This window comes from Ruegeria sp. C12 (genome assembly GCF_056537745.1).
On the sequence record NZ_JBQFSA010000005.1, the window covers coordinates 224,387 to 238,655 of the forward strand.

Genomic DNA, 14,269 nt, shown 5'->3' on the forward strand with positions numbered 1-14,269 from the left:
CGGAGCCTTTCATGTCCACTGAATTGCCAGAATACTACTTTCGTGTCCGCGAGAATGGTGCGGCAGTCTTTCGGATCGACACCGAGAACCGCCAGCGCCGGATCGAGATGGACCAGATCGCGGTCATCAATATCCGCAACGGCGAGGTCAAACCACACGGGCAACGCACGCTGAGCGAGGCCGACAAGACCGAAATCGCGCGCTGGATGGACGAACGTAAGGCCCTGCTGGCCCAGCGCGACATCGACGACATCCATCGCGCGGTCGATTACCTGAACCTGACCACCCAGTGGGCGCAGTCCAAAGCGACGGACGAACAGCTGGAAGACGTCACCGACAGGCTTTTGATGGCAATGCACGATCTGCGCTCGGTCCTGGTGCGCAAAAAAGCGGACCGGATGGGGAAAGAGTAACGGCTATTCAGCCGGAACCCCAACCTCGCGCACGGAACGCATCCAGAACCGGGCCATCAACAGCACCGCCGCGCAGGCCAGTCCAAGCACAAGGCCCAGCCAGACGCCAATTCCGTCCATCCCGCGGATAAAGCCGAAATAGTATGACGACGGAAGCCCCACGACCCAATAGCTGAGCGCCGCCATCAGCATCGGAATTTTCGCATCCTGCAAGCCGCGCAACAGCCCCAGCGCAATGACCTGAGCACCATCCACCAGTTGGAACAACGCGGCCATCGCCAGCAGCCCGGTACCGATCATCAGGATCTGCGCGCGCTGCGGGTCGTCCGCCTCCATGAACAGGGAAATCAGCGGCTCGGCGCAGGTCAGGAACAGGATGATCGTCAGCACGGACATAACCAGCGACATGGCAGTGACCGCGATTGCACCTTTCTCAAGGTGCGGGCGATCCCGACGGCCCAGCGCGTTGCCAGCCCGAATGGTCGCGGCGTTGGACAGGCCCAGATGCACCATGAAGGTGGCCGATGCCAGATTGAGCGCGATCCCGTGCGCGGCCAGAGGTACCTGCCCCAGCCAGCCCATCATGACAGCCGATGTGGCGAACAACGTCACCTCGGCCAAAGTCGTCAATCCGATGGGTACACCAAGGCGCAGAACGCTTCCGAACATCTCCCAATCGGGCCGCCAGAACCGGCGGAACAGGCTGTGTTCCGGCAGCACTTTCACGGCATAAATCACAACCGCCACCAGCGACACGACCTGCGTCACGATCGAGGCGATCGCCGCCCCCATGACCCCAAGCTCGGGCGCGCCCCAATTGCCGAAGATCAGCGCATAATTCGTCAGACCGTTGACGACCGCAGCGACAACGGTGATCCAAAGGACGATCTGTGTGCGCTCCAGCGCCGCAAGGTAGGATTTCAGCACCATCACCAGCAGCGCCGGGAACAGACCCCATCCGGCCACACGCAAGTATTCCGCTGCGGTTTCAGCCACTTGCGGCTCTTGCTTCAAGGCGATCAGGATCGGGTGCGACCACCACAGCAGCGGCATCATCAGCGCCGCATACAGCAAGGACAGCCACAGCCCCATCCGGGTCGAGCGGCGAATGCTGGTCTCATCCTCTTCGGCCGCAGCGGTGGCCACCATGGGCATGACAGCCCAGCCGAACCCGGCCCCAAACAGGAACAATACAAAGTAATAGCTGCTGGCCAGCGTCACCGCCGCCAAAGCCTCGACCCCGTACCAGCCCAGCATGATCGTATCGGTCAAGCCGATGGCAAACTGCGCCAGATGTCCACCGACCAACGGCAGGCCCAGAACAGCAATGGCCTTGAAATGGGCCGGATATGTCATCACCTTGTTCATCCGACCAGCCATATGCCCGGCTTGACGCCGGGACAAGACCAGATCAAGCAAATTTCAAATTGAGACTAATCCGGCCTCTGCCTGCCATCGGTGCAACGCGAAACAGGGGGAACCTTCAGCGCGTCTCGGGGTGCAGGGCAGTACCCAGAATATGCTCGGACCGGTGGATGACGTGATGGGCCTGCCCGACGATCAGGGGATCGGGTTCGCCAACGATCTCATGATCCTTGCCGGGGTAGTCCAGCGTCGATAGGAAATGGCGCATACAGTTCAAACGCGCGCGTTTCTTGTCGTTCGATTTGACAATGGTCCAGGGCGCATCAGCGGTATCGGTGTAGAAAAACATCGCCTCTTTCGCCTCGGTATAGTCGTCCCATTTGTCCAGGCTTGCCTTATCGATGGGCGACAGCTTCCATTGTTTCAATGGATCGGTCTCGCGGCTTTTGAACCGGCGCTGTTGCTCGTCCTGCGTGACCGAGAACCAATATTTGTAAAACTGAATGCCCGAGCGGACCAGCATCCGCTCCAGATCCGGTGTCTGCCGCATGAATTCCAGATACTCGTTGGGCGTGCAGAACCCCATCACACGTTCCACCCCTGCCCGGTTGTACCAGGACCGGTCGTAGAACACCATTTCGCCCACTGTCGGCAGTTCCTGCACGTAGCGTTGGTAATACCACTGGCCCTTCTCTTCCCATGTCGGTTTGTTCAACGCGACCACACGCGCCTGACGCGGGTTCAGATGCTCCATGAACCGTTTGATCGTGCCGCCCTTGCCGGCCGCGTCGCGCCCTTCGAACAGCAGGACAAAGCGCTGCCCTGTCTCCTGTGCCCAAAGCTGCACTTTCAGCAGCTCGGCCTGTAACAGCGCCTTTTGCTTTTCATAGGCCGGACGGGCCATCTTGCGCCCATAAGGGTATTTCCCACTTTCAAACGCCTTGCGGATTTCTTCCGGGCCGGGTGTTGAGTTTTGCGTGTTTTGAGGCGGAACCTGCTGGTTCGGAACGGATTTCAGATCGAGTTGAGCCACTGCGTCCATGCACATTTTCCTTTTTCACTGTCCTGCAGAAGCTCTAGCAGAAACAGGGAAAATGCGCTTTGATTGGTATCAAACTGATGCCCGAAAACGCCGATTGTTCCGAAGTCGTAGGAGAGAGAGTTGGACAGCACCTTCACCGATCTGAACGGCCAGACATTTTTTGTCCGAACATGGGGCGACAAGGCTAATCCTCCGTTGCTGATGCTGCACGGGTTTCCGGAATATGGCGGTGCGTGGGTCGATCTCGCCCCGTATCTTTCACAGCACTTCCTCTGCGTCGCACCGGATCAGCGCGGATACGGACAAAGCTGGGCGCCAGAAGGCGTTCGGCACTATGCGCTTTCAAAGCTGGTCGGGGACATGGCGACGCTGATCGAACAACTGGGGGCACCGCTTGCCGTTCTTGGGCACGACTGGGGTGCATCGGTGGCCTACGGGTTGGCGATGTTCCGGCCTGATCTTGTCAGCCATCTGATCATCGCCAACGGTGTGCATCCGGTTCCGTTTCAGCGGGCCATGGCGGCGGGAGGCGCGCAATCCGAGGCCTCGCAATACATCAACCTACTGCGCGCGTCCGATGCCGTGCAAAAGCTGGCCGATAACCGCTTTGCCAGGCTAGAGCGGTTCTTCCGCCACGGTATGGGCCTTGACTGGCTGTCTGATGACCGGATGGAGGACTACCGGGCCGAGTGGGCGCGCCCCGGACGGCTGGAGGCGATGTTGAACTGGTACCGCGCCTCACCCCTGGTCGTGGCCAAACCGGGTGAACCGCTGACCCACCTGCCTGAATTGCCGCTGGACCGGCTTCATATCACCTGCCCCCATCTTCTGCTGTGGGGCCCAGAGGACAAGGCCCTGTTGCCCGAAACAACAGAAGGGTTAGAGGACTTTGCGCCAGACCTGACGCGGATCGCGATTCCGGGAACCGATCATTGGCTGCACCACCAGAACCCCAAAGCCGTGGCTGAGGCAATTCTGGGCTGGCTCGGACATCCCTCATAAACCTTACCGATGCCCCCAATCGTCAGGATTGTCCGAATTGTTGGGCGATAGGCCCAGCACATCGCCCTTGGTCGAGCAGCCCAGCCCCAGAACCGTGCGGTTCGCGTAAGAGAAATAGGCGCAGACCTGATTGATCTCGAGGATTTCGCCATCGTCCCACCCGGCCTCCCGCAGGGCAATCACATCCGCCTCGACCATTTCCGCCGGAGCTTCGGTCAACTTTCGCGCATACCCCATCGCCGCAATCTGCGCCCTGTTCAGCGGCGCATCATCGGGACGACGCTGCTCAATCGCTGCTCGGATCTTATCGCCACGTGCCGGGTCCTTCAGCAGCCTTTGCAAGCCGTTGAAATGATGCTCGACACAATAGCTGCATTGATTGAGCGAACTGACCCAAACACCAAGCGTCTCAAGAAACCACTTCGGCACCGTGTTGCCCGAATGATGCAGCACGTTTTTGTAGATCGCCATATGGCCTTCCATCGAATGTGGCCGCAGCGAATGCGCCATCATGATGTTGTCCACATTGTTGCCGGGCCCCGTGACCCGCTCATAAAGGGTTCGTAGCTTCCCCGTAGCTTCGGCAAAGGGAATTGTTCTGATCCAGCTCATACGCGGCCTGCCCGTTTTGGAGAGTTTCAGGCAACATATAAACAACAGAACCCATGCCCGAGAAGAGCGTGTATCGCCTGAATATCCCTGCCAGCCCCCGGTAATCACTAAACACGACTGAAATGTGTTTTTTCACACCCATGTCGTGTATTGTAGAATTCTATTTGTTGAAAAAGTTGTACCGCGCGAGTTGGCAGAATGAAATTTGTCACGATTCTAGAAATAGATAACGACCCGCTTGGCTTTACGGATGTCACCGTCCTGAATTCCTTTCAGGTCGCCGTTATTGACGATGACGATACGCTGGAAGACCCTGATGCCGATGGCAGTCAGCAGTTGGATGTATCCAGCGTTCCGGGGTTCATCGGTGATTCAACAAACTTTCAGACCTTTGAAACTTATAGCGGAGACATTGGCGGATCGCCGGTCACATTCACGCTGATTCAGTTTTCCGACCCCCAATATATCATTGTCACATCAGGCAATGTGGATGTTGGCGACACGATCGAAAACACCAACAATTCGATCATCACCGCCCCGCCGGTGGATTATGACACCCTGCCCTCTTTCGTCTGCTTCACTGCCGGGTCGCTGATCCTGACCCCGTCTGGAGACAAGCGGATCGAGACCCTGCGCCCGGGCGACCCCGTAATCGTTGCGGATGGCAGCAGCCGCCCTGTCCGGTGGATCGGACGGCGGCACCTTTCGGTGCGCGACCTGAGAAGACAACCGAAATTTTGCCCCATTCGCATCAGAGCCAACAGTTTTTCGCACGGCTGCCCGGCGCGCGACCTGCTGGTTTCGCCGCAACACCGGATCGTTGTGTCGTCTTACAATACGCAGCTGTTTTTCGGCGACGACCTGATGCTGGCCCCGGCCAAGGGTCTTGTAACCGGCGACGCGATCTCTCAACTGCCGCCGGACCGGGACGTGGATTATGTTCATATCCTGTTCGACCAGCACGAACTTGTCCGTGTCGAAGGCGTCTGGTCCGAGACATTCTTTCCCGGCGACACAAGCCTTGACGCCATGACACGTGCCACCCGGCAAGAGCTTCTGGACCTGTTTCCCGAGCTCATGACGCCCAATGGTCCATTCAGCGAAACCGCCCTACCTGTCCTGAAACCGCATGAGGCGCGTTTGCTGCGATCTGATCTAACCTCTCCTGCCGGAACTGTCTTTCCGCTTTAGCGTTTGAAAGGGACGGCACACCGTCAATCCAAGTTCGACGGTGATCGCAAGCAATTTGTCCACAACACCTCGTGGCCCTCTTCCCCCGAACCACATCCCCTGCCATAATGGGGGAAACTCAAAAGCAAGAGCAGCCCATATGCCCGACGATCTGTTGACGCCTGACGCGACCACTACCTATGACGCCTCATCCATTGAGGTGCTAGAAGGGCTGGAACCGGTCCGCAAACGGCCCGGCATGTATATCGGCGGCACGGATGAACGCGCGCTGCACCATATGGTGGCCGAGATCCTCGACAACTCGATGGACGAGGCGGTCGCAGGCCACGCCAACCGGATCGAGGTCGAACTGCACTCTGACTACGCCCTGACCGTGCGCGACAACGGGCGCGGTATCCCGATCGACCCGCACCCCAAATTCCCGGACAAATCCGCGCTGGAGGTCATCCTTTGTACGCTGCACGCGGGCGGGAAGTTCTCGGGTAAAGCCTATCAGACCTCGGGTGGTCTGCACGGCGTGGGTGCGTCGGTGGTCAACGCTCTGTCGGATTCGATGGTCGTGCAGGTCGCCCGCGACAAGACGCTGTTCGAACAGCGGTTCTCGCGCGGCATTCCATTGGGTCCGGTCGAAAAGATCGGCGCGGCCCCCAACCGGCGTGGCACCACCGTTACGTTCCATGCTGACCCGGACATCTTCGGCCACCACCGGTTCAAACCCGCCCGTCTGTTCAAATCCATCCGCTCCAAGGCCTACCTGTTCTCGGGCGTCGAAATCCGCTGGAAATCCGCCATCGACGACGGGGAAACCCCGACCGAGGCCACATTCCACTTCCCCGGCGGCCTGTCGGATTATCTGAAAGAGACAATGAACGGCTCGTCCACATACGCCGAGCAGCCGTTCGCAGGCACGGTGGACTTTCAGGAAAAATTCGGCACCCCCGGCAAGGTCGAATGGGCGATCAACTGGACACCGTCACGCGACGGGTTCATCCAGTCCTACTGTAACACCGTCCCCACCCCCGAAGGTGGCACCCATGTGGCCGGATTCTGGGCTGCGGTCCTCAAGGGGATAAAAGCCTATGGCGAGTTGATCAACAACAAGAAGGCCGGTCAGATCACCCGCGATGACCTGATCACCGGCGGCTGTGCGCTGGTGTCCTGCTTTATCTCGGAACCGGAATTCGTCGGCCAGACCAAAGACCGCCTGGCCACGGTCGAGGCGCAGCGGCTGGTTGAAAACTCCGTCCGCGACCATTTCGACAACTGGCTGGCCGCGGACACGAAATCCGCAGGCGCAATCCTCGACTTCCTCATCCTGAGGGCCGAAGAACGCCTGCGCCGACGGGCCGAGAAAGAAACACAACGCAAGTCCGCCACTAAGAAACTCCGTCTTCCCGGCAAGTTGGTGGACTGCTCTTCTCAAACACGCGACGGCACCGAATTATTCATTGTCGAGGGCGACTCGGCGGGCGGGTCCGCCAAAATGGGCCGCGACCGCAAAACACAGGCCCTTCTGCCCCTGCGCGGTAAAATCCTGAACGTGCTGGGTGCGGCCAGTTCGAAACTTGGTACGAACGCCGAGATCAACGACCTGACCCAAGCGCTGGGTGTGGGGCTTGGCACCAAGTTCAACGTCGACGACCTGCGCTATGACAAGGTCATCATCATGACCGACGCGGATGTGGACGGGGCGCACATCGCCTCGCTGCTGATGACTTTCTTCTTCACCCAGATGCGCCCCATGATCGACGCGGGCCATTTGTATCTGGCCTGCCCGCCTTTGTACCGCCTGACGCAGGGCGCCAAACGCGTCTATTGTCTGGACGAGGCCGAGCGTGACGAGTGGCTTGAGAAAGGTCTGGGCGGCAAGGGCAAGATCGACGTCTCGCGCTTCAAGGGTCTTGGCGAAATGGACGCCAAGGACCTGAAAGAGACCACAATGGACCCGGCATCCCGCAAACTGATCCGCGTCACGATTGATGAGGATGAACCCGGCGAAACCGGCGACCTGGTCGAGCGCCTGATGGGCAAGAAGCCCGAACTGCGGTTCCAATATATTCAGGAGAATGCGCGGTTTGTGGAGGAGTTGGATGTTTAATACTTAAAAAGCACTTTTCAGGAGGCGTAATTGTACCTTATGTACGCTGACGAAGCGGACCAAGATGGTCAACGAGAGTTTCTCGTTTACGCTTCCGTTTTCTTTCCCGCAAAAAACCTTCTTAACATTTCTAACAGAGTATCCCAGCTTCGTGGCAAACACGGCTTCCGCAATGGGGATAGTTTGAAGTTCTCAACCGGCACCAAGCCCGACGATGTAAGCCGGGAACAACACACGGCGATTAAGGCAGAAATCCTACGCCTTGCCGTCAAAAACGATTGCAAAGCCTGCTGTTATGTCATTCCCCATGCTATTGCGAAAGGAAAGCCGCACGAGGACCGACTAAAATTTGCTGTGAACACACTACTCATCAAGTTTGACCAATTTCTTAAGGAAAGTGGTAGCATCCCTGGTTCTGCGCACTTCGACCACACTGAAGACTACAATCAGAATAAGTTTCTGAGAGAAATCTCAGAGTTGGGTGTTCAAAGCGAAGCCGGCACACGAAAGAAGTTAGATCGCGTAATTGCAGTTGGAACTACGCAAAACGGCATGTCCCACCTAAACTCTGTCACCGACATAGTAGTAGGATCTTTTCGTTGGGTGATTAATGAACCGGAGAAAGACAAAGTAGGTGCTAAGCTACTTGCGCAACTATCTGGATTGCTTTGGGGGAAGACGAACGACAAAGGTGTCCTAAACGTGCGCGAACGCGGGCTTGTAGTGCGCCCCAAAACGATTAAGTCGCAAAAATACAAAGCTGATATTGATGCCTTCCTAGCGAGACTAAACAAATACCAGCAAGCGTAGGATGGGTGCTTGCACCCATCACTTGGCAAATCTACCGTTCAATGATGGGTGTAAACACCCATCCTACAATCGCCGCGCCTTTTGATCGCGGGCTGGTTGGGCGCGTGCTTGGTTCAAAGCATCAAGCATTGGACGGGCAGCGCAGCACATCTCCACAACGCGTAGGCCGGGCTTCAGCCCGGCACACCGCAACCCCCTTGCCTAACCCGTTGATCCCCTTCACACTTACCCTCAACCCGTCATCCAAGAACGACATTTGAGGCTCCGGGCGTCCAAGACCCAATTTGACCACGAACAGATTTTCGAACGGGAGGACGACATGAAAACACTAACCCTCGGGCTGGCCTTTGGCCTGCTGGCCTCGGCAGCCGCCGCGCAGCAGATGCTCAGCACTGCGTCTCCGATCCCGGATGGGGCCGAGACCCGGTTTTGCTATTACGAAGGCATGGCCTATTCGATGGACTCGTTCATCGTCATCAGCGGCGACAATACCGTTACGCCCACCGTCAACACGCGTGAGGAACGGTTGCTGCGTTGCGTCCCAAGCGAGGCCGGGCCGATGCATTGGAAGCCGCAAAGCACGTTTCAGGTCAGCAAGTAATGCCTGTTAAACGGCCAGTCCGATCAGGGCTACTCCGCCCGCCATCAGGACGGCTGCGCCGAGGCGGCGGATCCAGTTGCCCTCGTGCAGGAAGATGAACCCGATCAGGGCGGCGAAGATGACAGAGGTTTCGCGCAGGGCCGAGACCGCGCCCAGCGGGGCAAAGTTCTTGGCGTAAAGCACCAGACCATAGGCCGTCATAGAGACCAGCCCGCCAAGGATGCCGATCATCCAGACCTTGGCGGGCAGTGCCGCCAGCGTGTCCCGCTTTCGCACTCCCACGAACCCCGCGATGAACAGGTGCAGGAACGCGCCCCAGGCCCAGTAGCTGAGCGTATTGCCTGACAGCCGCACACCGATCCCGTCGACCACCGAATAGATCGAGATACAGAATCCGGTGCCCAGCGCAAAGCCCAGCGCGCTGCGCCCGACGCCGGATCGCAGGGCGCTCCAACTGCTGAGTTGGATGCCCAGCGCGATCAGGGCGATCCCGGCCCAGGCTTGCAGGGGCAGAACCTCGCCCACCAGCAGCATGGCCCAAAGCGAGACCAGCGCGGGCACGATACCCCGTGCGATCGGGTAGACGACGCTCAGATCGCCGTGCTGATAGGCTTTGCCCAGCATGAAGTAATAGCCGAAATGCACGACGGTCGAGAGGGCGATGTAGATGAAGCTCTCGGCGCTCGGCAGCGGCAGCAGCAGGATCATCACCGAGGCCGGAATGACGTGCCCAAACGCCACAAGGCCCAACGTCGTGGTACGGTCAGCGGCGGTTTTGACGATGGCGTTCCAAACCGCGTGCAGCAAAGCCGCCGTGAGAATGATGAGGATGACAAACAGTGTCACGCTTGTGCCTTCCGCGCTGAGTATTGGCCCTGATTGGGTCAATCGCGGAGTTTGCACAGCGTTTGGGCGATCTCAATACGGGATGTGTGGCCTAACCCAGCTTTTCCTGCAGCCAATTGGCGATTTGTGCGGCTGGACGCTCCCACCCCGGCTCCATAAACAGGAAATGCGCGTGGTTTTCGACCGGCAGGAAAGTCGCGCGGTCTCCATACAGTTTCGCCAGCGCCCGGCAGGTGTTGGGGTTCACAGCCCGATCCTCGGTGCCGGAAACGATCAGTACCGGGCAGTCGACCTTGTCGATATCGACCTTCATGGCGTGGTGGTCATCGAACATCCAAAAGAACATCTCGAACATCACCCGCCCGCTTTCGGGGCCGAGTTGGTCGAACACCGCGTGCTGCTGAGCCTCGGGCATCTTGTTGAGCGCGAAGGGGGCCATCAGGTCGAACTCGACCCGCATGGGCTGTTTCCAAAACGCCCCGCCCTCCATCAATGCGCGCGGGACGGCGCGTTCGTCGTCGGTTTCGGGCAGCGTGCCCCAGGCGGCGTTTGGGTTGATCAGGACAATCGCACTGGCCAAGCCGCGCGCGGCCACCTGCTGCGCCACGACGCCCGCGATCGCGTGGCCCAGAAGGACGGGTTTGCTGTCCAATCCCTGAACGAACTCGGCAATGTCACCGGCATAGTCCGTGACACTGGTATCGGTCAGACCCGGGTCCGGTTCAGCCTTCGGGTCACCGCCGTGATAGCGCAGCGCCGGGGTGTGGACGGTCCAGCCGCGATCACAGAAAAAACCTGCGTAATCTTCCATACACCATGGGCCCGCAAACGCGCCGTGGATCAGAACGATGTCTTTGGTCATGAAAATCTCCCACCTCAGCGCGTCCAGTATGAGCATCCTGTAAAACGAAACAACTGCGCGTGATCGCTGTTGCGTGAGGGGGCGGACCACTTAAACTCAGCCCCATGACATTTGTGACCGAAAACCAGTTGCCACTGCTCATCCTGTTCTTTCTGATCGGATCGGTCGGAACAGGCTTTCTGTTCCGCAAGCCAGCAGGGCACCGGGCTTGGAAACTGGCTGATCTGGTCTGGGTCGTATTGGGCGGCATCGGGGCTTTGGTGGCGGTTCTGGCGGGGCTTTACACGGCCGACAGCTCTCGGCTGGACCGACAGATTGATGTGGCATTTGCGGCCTCATCAGCCTTTGACCGCGACGCTGCGCGGTTCCGGTTGCGGTTCTGCGATCCGGCCTATGACCCGGATACAGGCGTTCTGTGCGAGAAGGTCGAGTTTCTGTCGGCCTCAACCGCCAGCAACGCAGATCTGCCCCTGTTCATCGAAGTCACGAACGAGGTCGCCCCGCTGCAAGGGCTGCATTTCCTGTTCGGCCGGGACGACAAGGACGAGATGGAGCAGATGGCCGCCAAGGCCGATGCGTTTGATATCGACCAGTTTCTGGTCTTCACCTCGATGGATGACGAAACACAAACCGCCATCGACAACATGCGCCGCAAGGTGCCCGCGATTGCCGGAGACTATCTGATCCTGGCCCAAAGCTATGACGACCTGATCGAGCAGGTCAGCAAGCTGAAAGACGAATGGGAATATCTGCAGGCCAACGCGCATATTCTGGTCTTGCAGATCGTCGCCTTGTGTCTGGTCAGTTTCGCAGCACCTTTCCGATTGGGGAAATCCATTGTCGAGCTGCGGACAACCCTTATCGCCGATACGACTGAGCCAGCTGTTCCGGATCGGCCCCAAGAAGATACCGTGTCAGAGTCCACAGATTCCGAGCACCCCGCCGCAGCCAGCCCGCCCGCTCATAGCGTTCCGCACTCGTAACGGCCCGCGGGTCAAGCAACGTGATCCGCGGCAAGGCACGGGCAAGGGCGACATCCTCCATCAACTGCTGATCTTTGTATTCCCCCGCGCGGATATAAAGATCGCGCGGGACAAGCAGACCCTGATCGCCATAGGGCAAACTGAACAGACGGCTGCGCAGATTGGCCCAACCGGCGACCCATCGCGGAGCGATCCCCTTGGCCCGAAACGCCAGCCGAAACGCCGCCGGGGTTTTGGACGCCAAATGATCTGCCACGGGTTTTGCCCATCCCGGTTCCAACACAGTATCGGCATGCAAAACCAACACCCAGTCACCTTTTGTCAGCGCGCATCCTCGCCTGAGCTGCCCCCCGCGCGAGGCGGGCCCTTCAACCACCTCGGCCCCGGCCTCTTCGGCGATATCAAGCGTCCGGTCGGTCGAGCCGCCATCGCTGATGATCAGTTCGCGGATCAGACCGGCGTGCAGCCCCTCCATCAGAGCCTGAAGGCAGGCGGGCAACGCGGTTTCAGCGTTAAGCGTGGGGATCACGATGCTGATCGGGGCGGGCACGGCGGATAACCTCTGGTCTTGGCAGCGGAACTTCCTATATCACGAGGCCAAGGCAAATGACGAGGACCCTGCCATGCCCAATCGCCGCATCCTGCGCCTGACCGGCTCGGACACCGAGAGCTTTTTGCAGGACCTCATCACCAACGATATCGGCGGGCTGGACACTGGGCTGGTTTATGCGGCGTTGCTGACGCCCCAGGGCAAGTATCTGGCCGACTTCTTCCTGAAGCGTGACGGCGATGCCTTGCTGCTGGACGTGGCCGAGGACATGGCGGATGGGCTGGCCAAGCGGCTGGGCATGTACAAGCTGCGGGCGGATGTGACAATCGAACCGTCAGGCCTGAACCTGCAACGCGGTACCGGGCCTGCACCGGACGGCGCCCTGCCCGATCCGCGCCATGACGATATGGGCTGGCGCGCATACTCTGACAGCCTTGAAAGCGATGACGGTACCGATTGGGACGCGATCCGCGTGCGCCATTGTATCCCGGAAAGCGGGGTGGAACTGACACCGGACAGCTACATTCTGGAATCCGGGTTCGAGGGTCTGAACGGCGTGGATTTCAAAAAGGGCTGTTATGTCGGTCAGGAAGTCACCGCCCGCATGAAGCACAAAACCGAACTGCGTAAGGGGCTGCGCCGCGTCCGGATCACCGGCACAGCGCCCGTCGGGACCGAGATCACGGCCAACGGCAAACCGGTCGGGATCCTGTTCACCCAATCCGGCGATCACGCCATTGCCTATCTGCGCTTTGACCGGGCAAGCGGGCCGATGCAAGCTGCAGACGCTATTGTCACTCTGGCGGACTGACCCGACGCTGTTGCCGATCCGTTACGCTTGGGCCCCAACGCGCCGCCTGCCGGTTTGACGTGACACTTCCCACTGTCACAGTACGGGCAACGGAACCACCCGGATGCCCGCATGCTACAGCTTTACCTTGCGATTTGGCGCGCCAGTGCCGGACGGCAGATCATCCTGATCGTGCTGTCCTTGGCCGTTGCGGCGCTGGCCGCCGTACCCCTTGAGTTTCAGCGCGACATCATCAACCACCTGACCTCGGACGATGTAGGAACCGAGCGGCTGATCCTGCTGGGTCTGGGCATGATGGGGGTCATCCTGCTGAGTCTCGGGCTGAAATGGGTGCTGGGCTACCGCGCGGGCGCTCTGGGCGAAGACCTCATTCGCATGATCCGGCAACGGCTGCTCTGGCGCTCGACCGATTTGAACGAATCCGGTGAAACGGTTCGCAAGGGCGCGATGAGCACGGCCATCTCGGCCGAGGCCGAAGAGTTGGGTAAATTCGCGGGTGGCGCGTTCTCGGACCCTGTGGTGCAGATCGGCACATTGATCAGCGTGATCGGCTATATCTCGTCCACCCAGCCGGGGCTTGGGATGATCGCGTTTTCGATGATCGTGCCGCAGATCATCATCGTCTTGCTGTCGCAGCGCAAAGTGAATGTCTTCGTCGCCCGGCGCGTGCAGATTCTGCGCAGTGCCACCGACAGCCTGACGGTCGAAGACCTTGAGGCCGTCGAAAAAGACATCGATGCGATGTTCGACGATATCTACGAAACCCGGCGAAGGATGTTCCTGTGGAAACTGTCCGCCAAGTTCCTGCTGAGCGTCATCAACGGCGCGGGCACGGTCGGGGTGCTGATGCTGGGCGGCTGGCTGGTTCTGCAGGGCAGAACCGATGTGGGCACCGTGGTCGCCGCCGTCAGCGGGCTGGGACGCATCCAGGGGCCGACGGCCTTTCTGATCGCCTTCTACCGGCAGGTCAGCGCCAACCGCATCAAATACGAACTGATGCTAGAGCTTTTCGGCCCGGACCCGACCCGCTATCGGCGGATGCACAGAAAATAGAAAACCGCGCGGGCGGGTGCCTGCGCGGTC

Annotated in this window: 14 protein-coding genes and 1 pseudogene; 9 read left to right on the forward strand and 6 right to left on the reverse strand. The window is 59.3% G+C overall.

The annotated features are described in order from the left end of the window. Positions 1-11 precede the first annotated feature (11 nt). Entirely contained in the window at positions 12-413 is a 402-nt protein-coding gene (locus ACR0C9_RS12175; RefSeq protein ID WP_170622045.1) for a hypothetical protein, read from the forward strand. Positions 414-416: 3 nt separating this feature from the next. Here ACR0C9_RS12175 and ACR0C9_RS12180 read toward each other — a convergent pair whose 3' ends face one another. Together ACR0C9_RS12180 and ppk2 are read right to left on the reverse strand one after the other, a co-directional pair. After that, positions 417-1,781, reverse strand: coding sequence for an MATE family efflux transporter (locus ACR0C9_RS12180; protein ID WP_170452993.1), 1,365 nt, complete (start codon positions 1,779-1,781; stop codon positions 417-419). A gap of 115 nt (positions 1,782-1,896) precedes the next feature. After that, entirely contained in the window at positions 1,897-2,820 is a 924-nt protein-coding gene (gene ppk2, locus ACR0C9_RS12185; RefSeq protein ID WP_170449603.1) for a polyphosphate kinase 2, read from the reverse strand. A gap of 120 nt (positions 2,821-2,940) precedes the next feature. On the opposite strand from ppk2, the gene ACR0C9_RS12190 reads away from it, so the two are divergent. Beyond that, positions 2,941-3,822 (forward strand): alpha/beta fold hydrolase, encoded by an 882-nt coding sequence (locus ACR0C9_RS12190; RefSeq protein WP_480708376.1) that lies wholly within the window; start codon positions 2,941-2,943, stop codon positions 3,820-3,822. 3 nt (positions 3,823-3,825) lie between these two features. Here ACR0C9_RS12190 and ACR0C9_RS12195 read toward each other — a convergent pair whose 3' ends face one another. Next, a complete protein-coding gene (locus tag ACR0C9_RS12195; protein ID WP_170449600.1) occupies positions 3,826-4,434 on the reverse strand; it encodes a peroxidase-related enzyme in 609 nt (202 codons plus the stop codon). A gap of 198 nt (positions 4,435-4,632) precedes the next feature. Between ACR0C9_RS12195 and ACR0C9_RS12200 the strand changes: the two genes are divergently transcribed. The 4 genes from ACR0C9_RS12200 (at position 4,633) to ACR0C9_RS12215 (ending at position 9,134) form a co-directional block, all read left to right on the forward strand. Continuing rightward, positions 4,633-5,625, forward strand: coding sequence for a Hint domain-containing protein (locus ACR0C9_RS12200; protein ID WP_170449597.1), 993 nt, complete (start codon positions 4,633-4,635; stop codon positions 5,623-5,625). Positions 5,626-5,764: 139 nt separating this feature from the next. Continuing rightward, positions 5,765-7,723, forward strand: coding sequence for a DNA topoisomerase IV subunit B (gene parE / locus ACR0C9_RS12205; protein ID WP_480781104.1), 1,959 nt, complete (start codon positions 5,765-5,767; stop codon positions 7,721-7,723). Positions 7,724-7,753: 30 nt separating this feature from the next. Continuing rightward, positions 7,754-8,533, forward strand: coding sequence for a hypothetical protein (locus ACR0C9_RS12210; RefSeq protein WP_480580553.1), 780 nt, complete (start codon positions 7,754-7,756; stop codon positions 8,531-8,533). Positions 8,534-8,852: 319 nt separating this feature from the next. Continuing rightward, positions 8,853-9,134, forward strand: coding sequence for a hypothetical protein (locus ACR0C9_RS12215; protein WP_170519658.1), 282 nt, complete (start codon positions 8,853-8,855; stop codon positions 9,132-9,134). 6 nt (positions 9,135-9,140) lie between these two features. Here the strand turns inward: ACR0C9_RS12215 and ACR0C9_RS12220 are convergent, their stop codons facing one another. Both ACR0C9_RS12220 and ACR0C9_RS12225 read right to left on the reverse strand, forming a co-directional pair. Next, positions 9,141-9,980 (reverse strand): DMT family transporter, encoded by an 840-nt coding sequence (locus ACR0C9_RS12220; RefSeq protein WP_170449587.1) that lies wholly within the window; start codon positions 9,978-9,980, stop codon positions 9,141-9,143. Positions 9,981-10,071: 91 nt separating this feature from the next. Beyond that, positions 10,072-10,842, reverse strand: coding sequence for an alpha/beta hydrolase (locus tag ACR0C9_RS12225; protein WP_480781105.1), 771 nt, complete (start codon positions 10,840-10,842; stop codon positions 10,072-10,074). Between the two features lie 104 nt (positions 10,843-10,946). Between ACR0C9_RS12225 and ACR0C9_RS12230 the strand changes: the two are divergent. Beyond that, positions 10,947-11,693, forward strand: a pseudogene (locus tag ACR0C9_RS12230) (hypothetical protein); the annotation flags it as partial. A 7-nt stretch (positions 11,694-11,700) separates the two neighbouring features. Here ACR0C9_RS12230 and ACR0C9_RS12235 read toward each other — a convergent pair. Then, positions 11,701-12,375, reverse strand: a complete 675-nt coding sequence (locus tag ACR0C9_RS12235) for a TIGR04283 family arsenosugar biosynthesis glycosyltransferase (protein WP_480781106.1) — start codon at positions 12,373-12,375, stop codon at positions 11,701-11,703. Between the two features lie 73 nt (positions 12,376-12,448). Between ACR0C9_RS12235 and ygfZ the strand changes: the two genes are divergently transcribed. Further along, positions 12,449-13,186, forward strand: a complete 738-nt coding sequence (gene ygfZ, locus ACR0C9_RS12240) for a CAF17-like 4Fe-4S cluster assembly/insertion protein YgfZ (protein ID WP_480781143.1) — start codon at positions 12,449-12,451, stop codon at positions 13,184-13,186. Between the two features lie 111 nt (positions 13,187-13,297). Next, complete coding sequence (locus ACR0C9_RS12245; RefSeq protein WP_480781107.1) at positions 13,298-14,239, forward strand: ABC transporter transmembrane domain-containing protein; 942 nt, start codon at positions 13,298-13,300, stop codon at positions 14,237-14,239. Positions 14,240-14,269 lie beyond the last annotated feature (30 nt).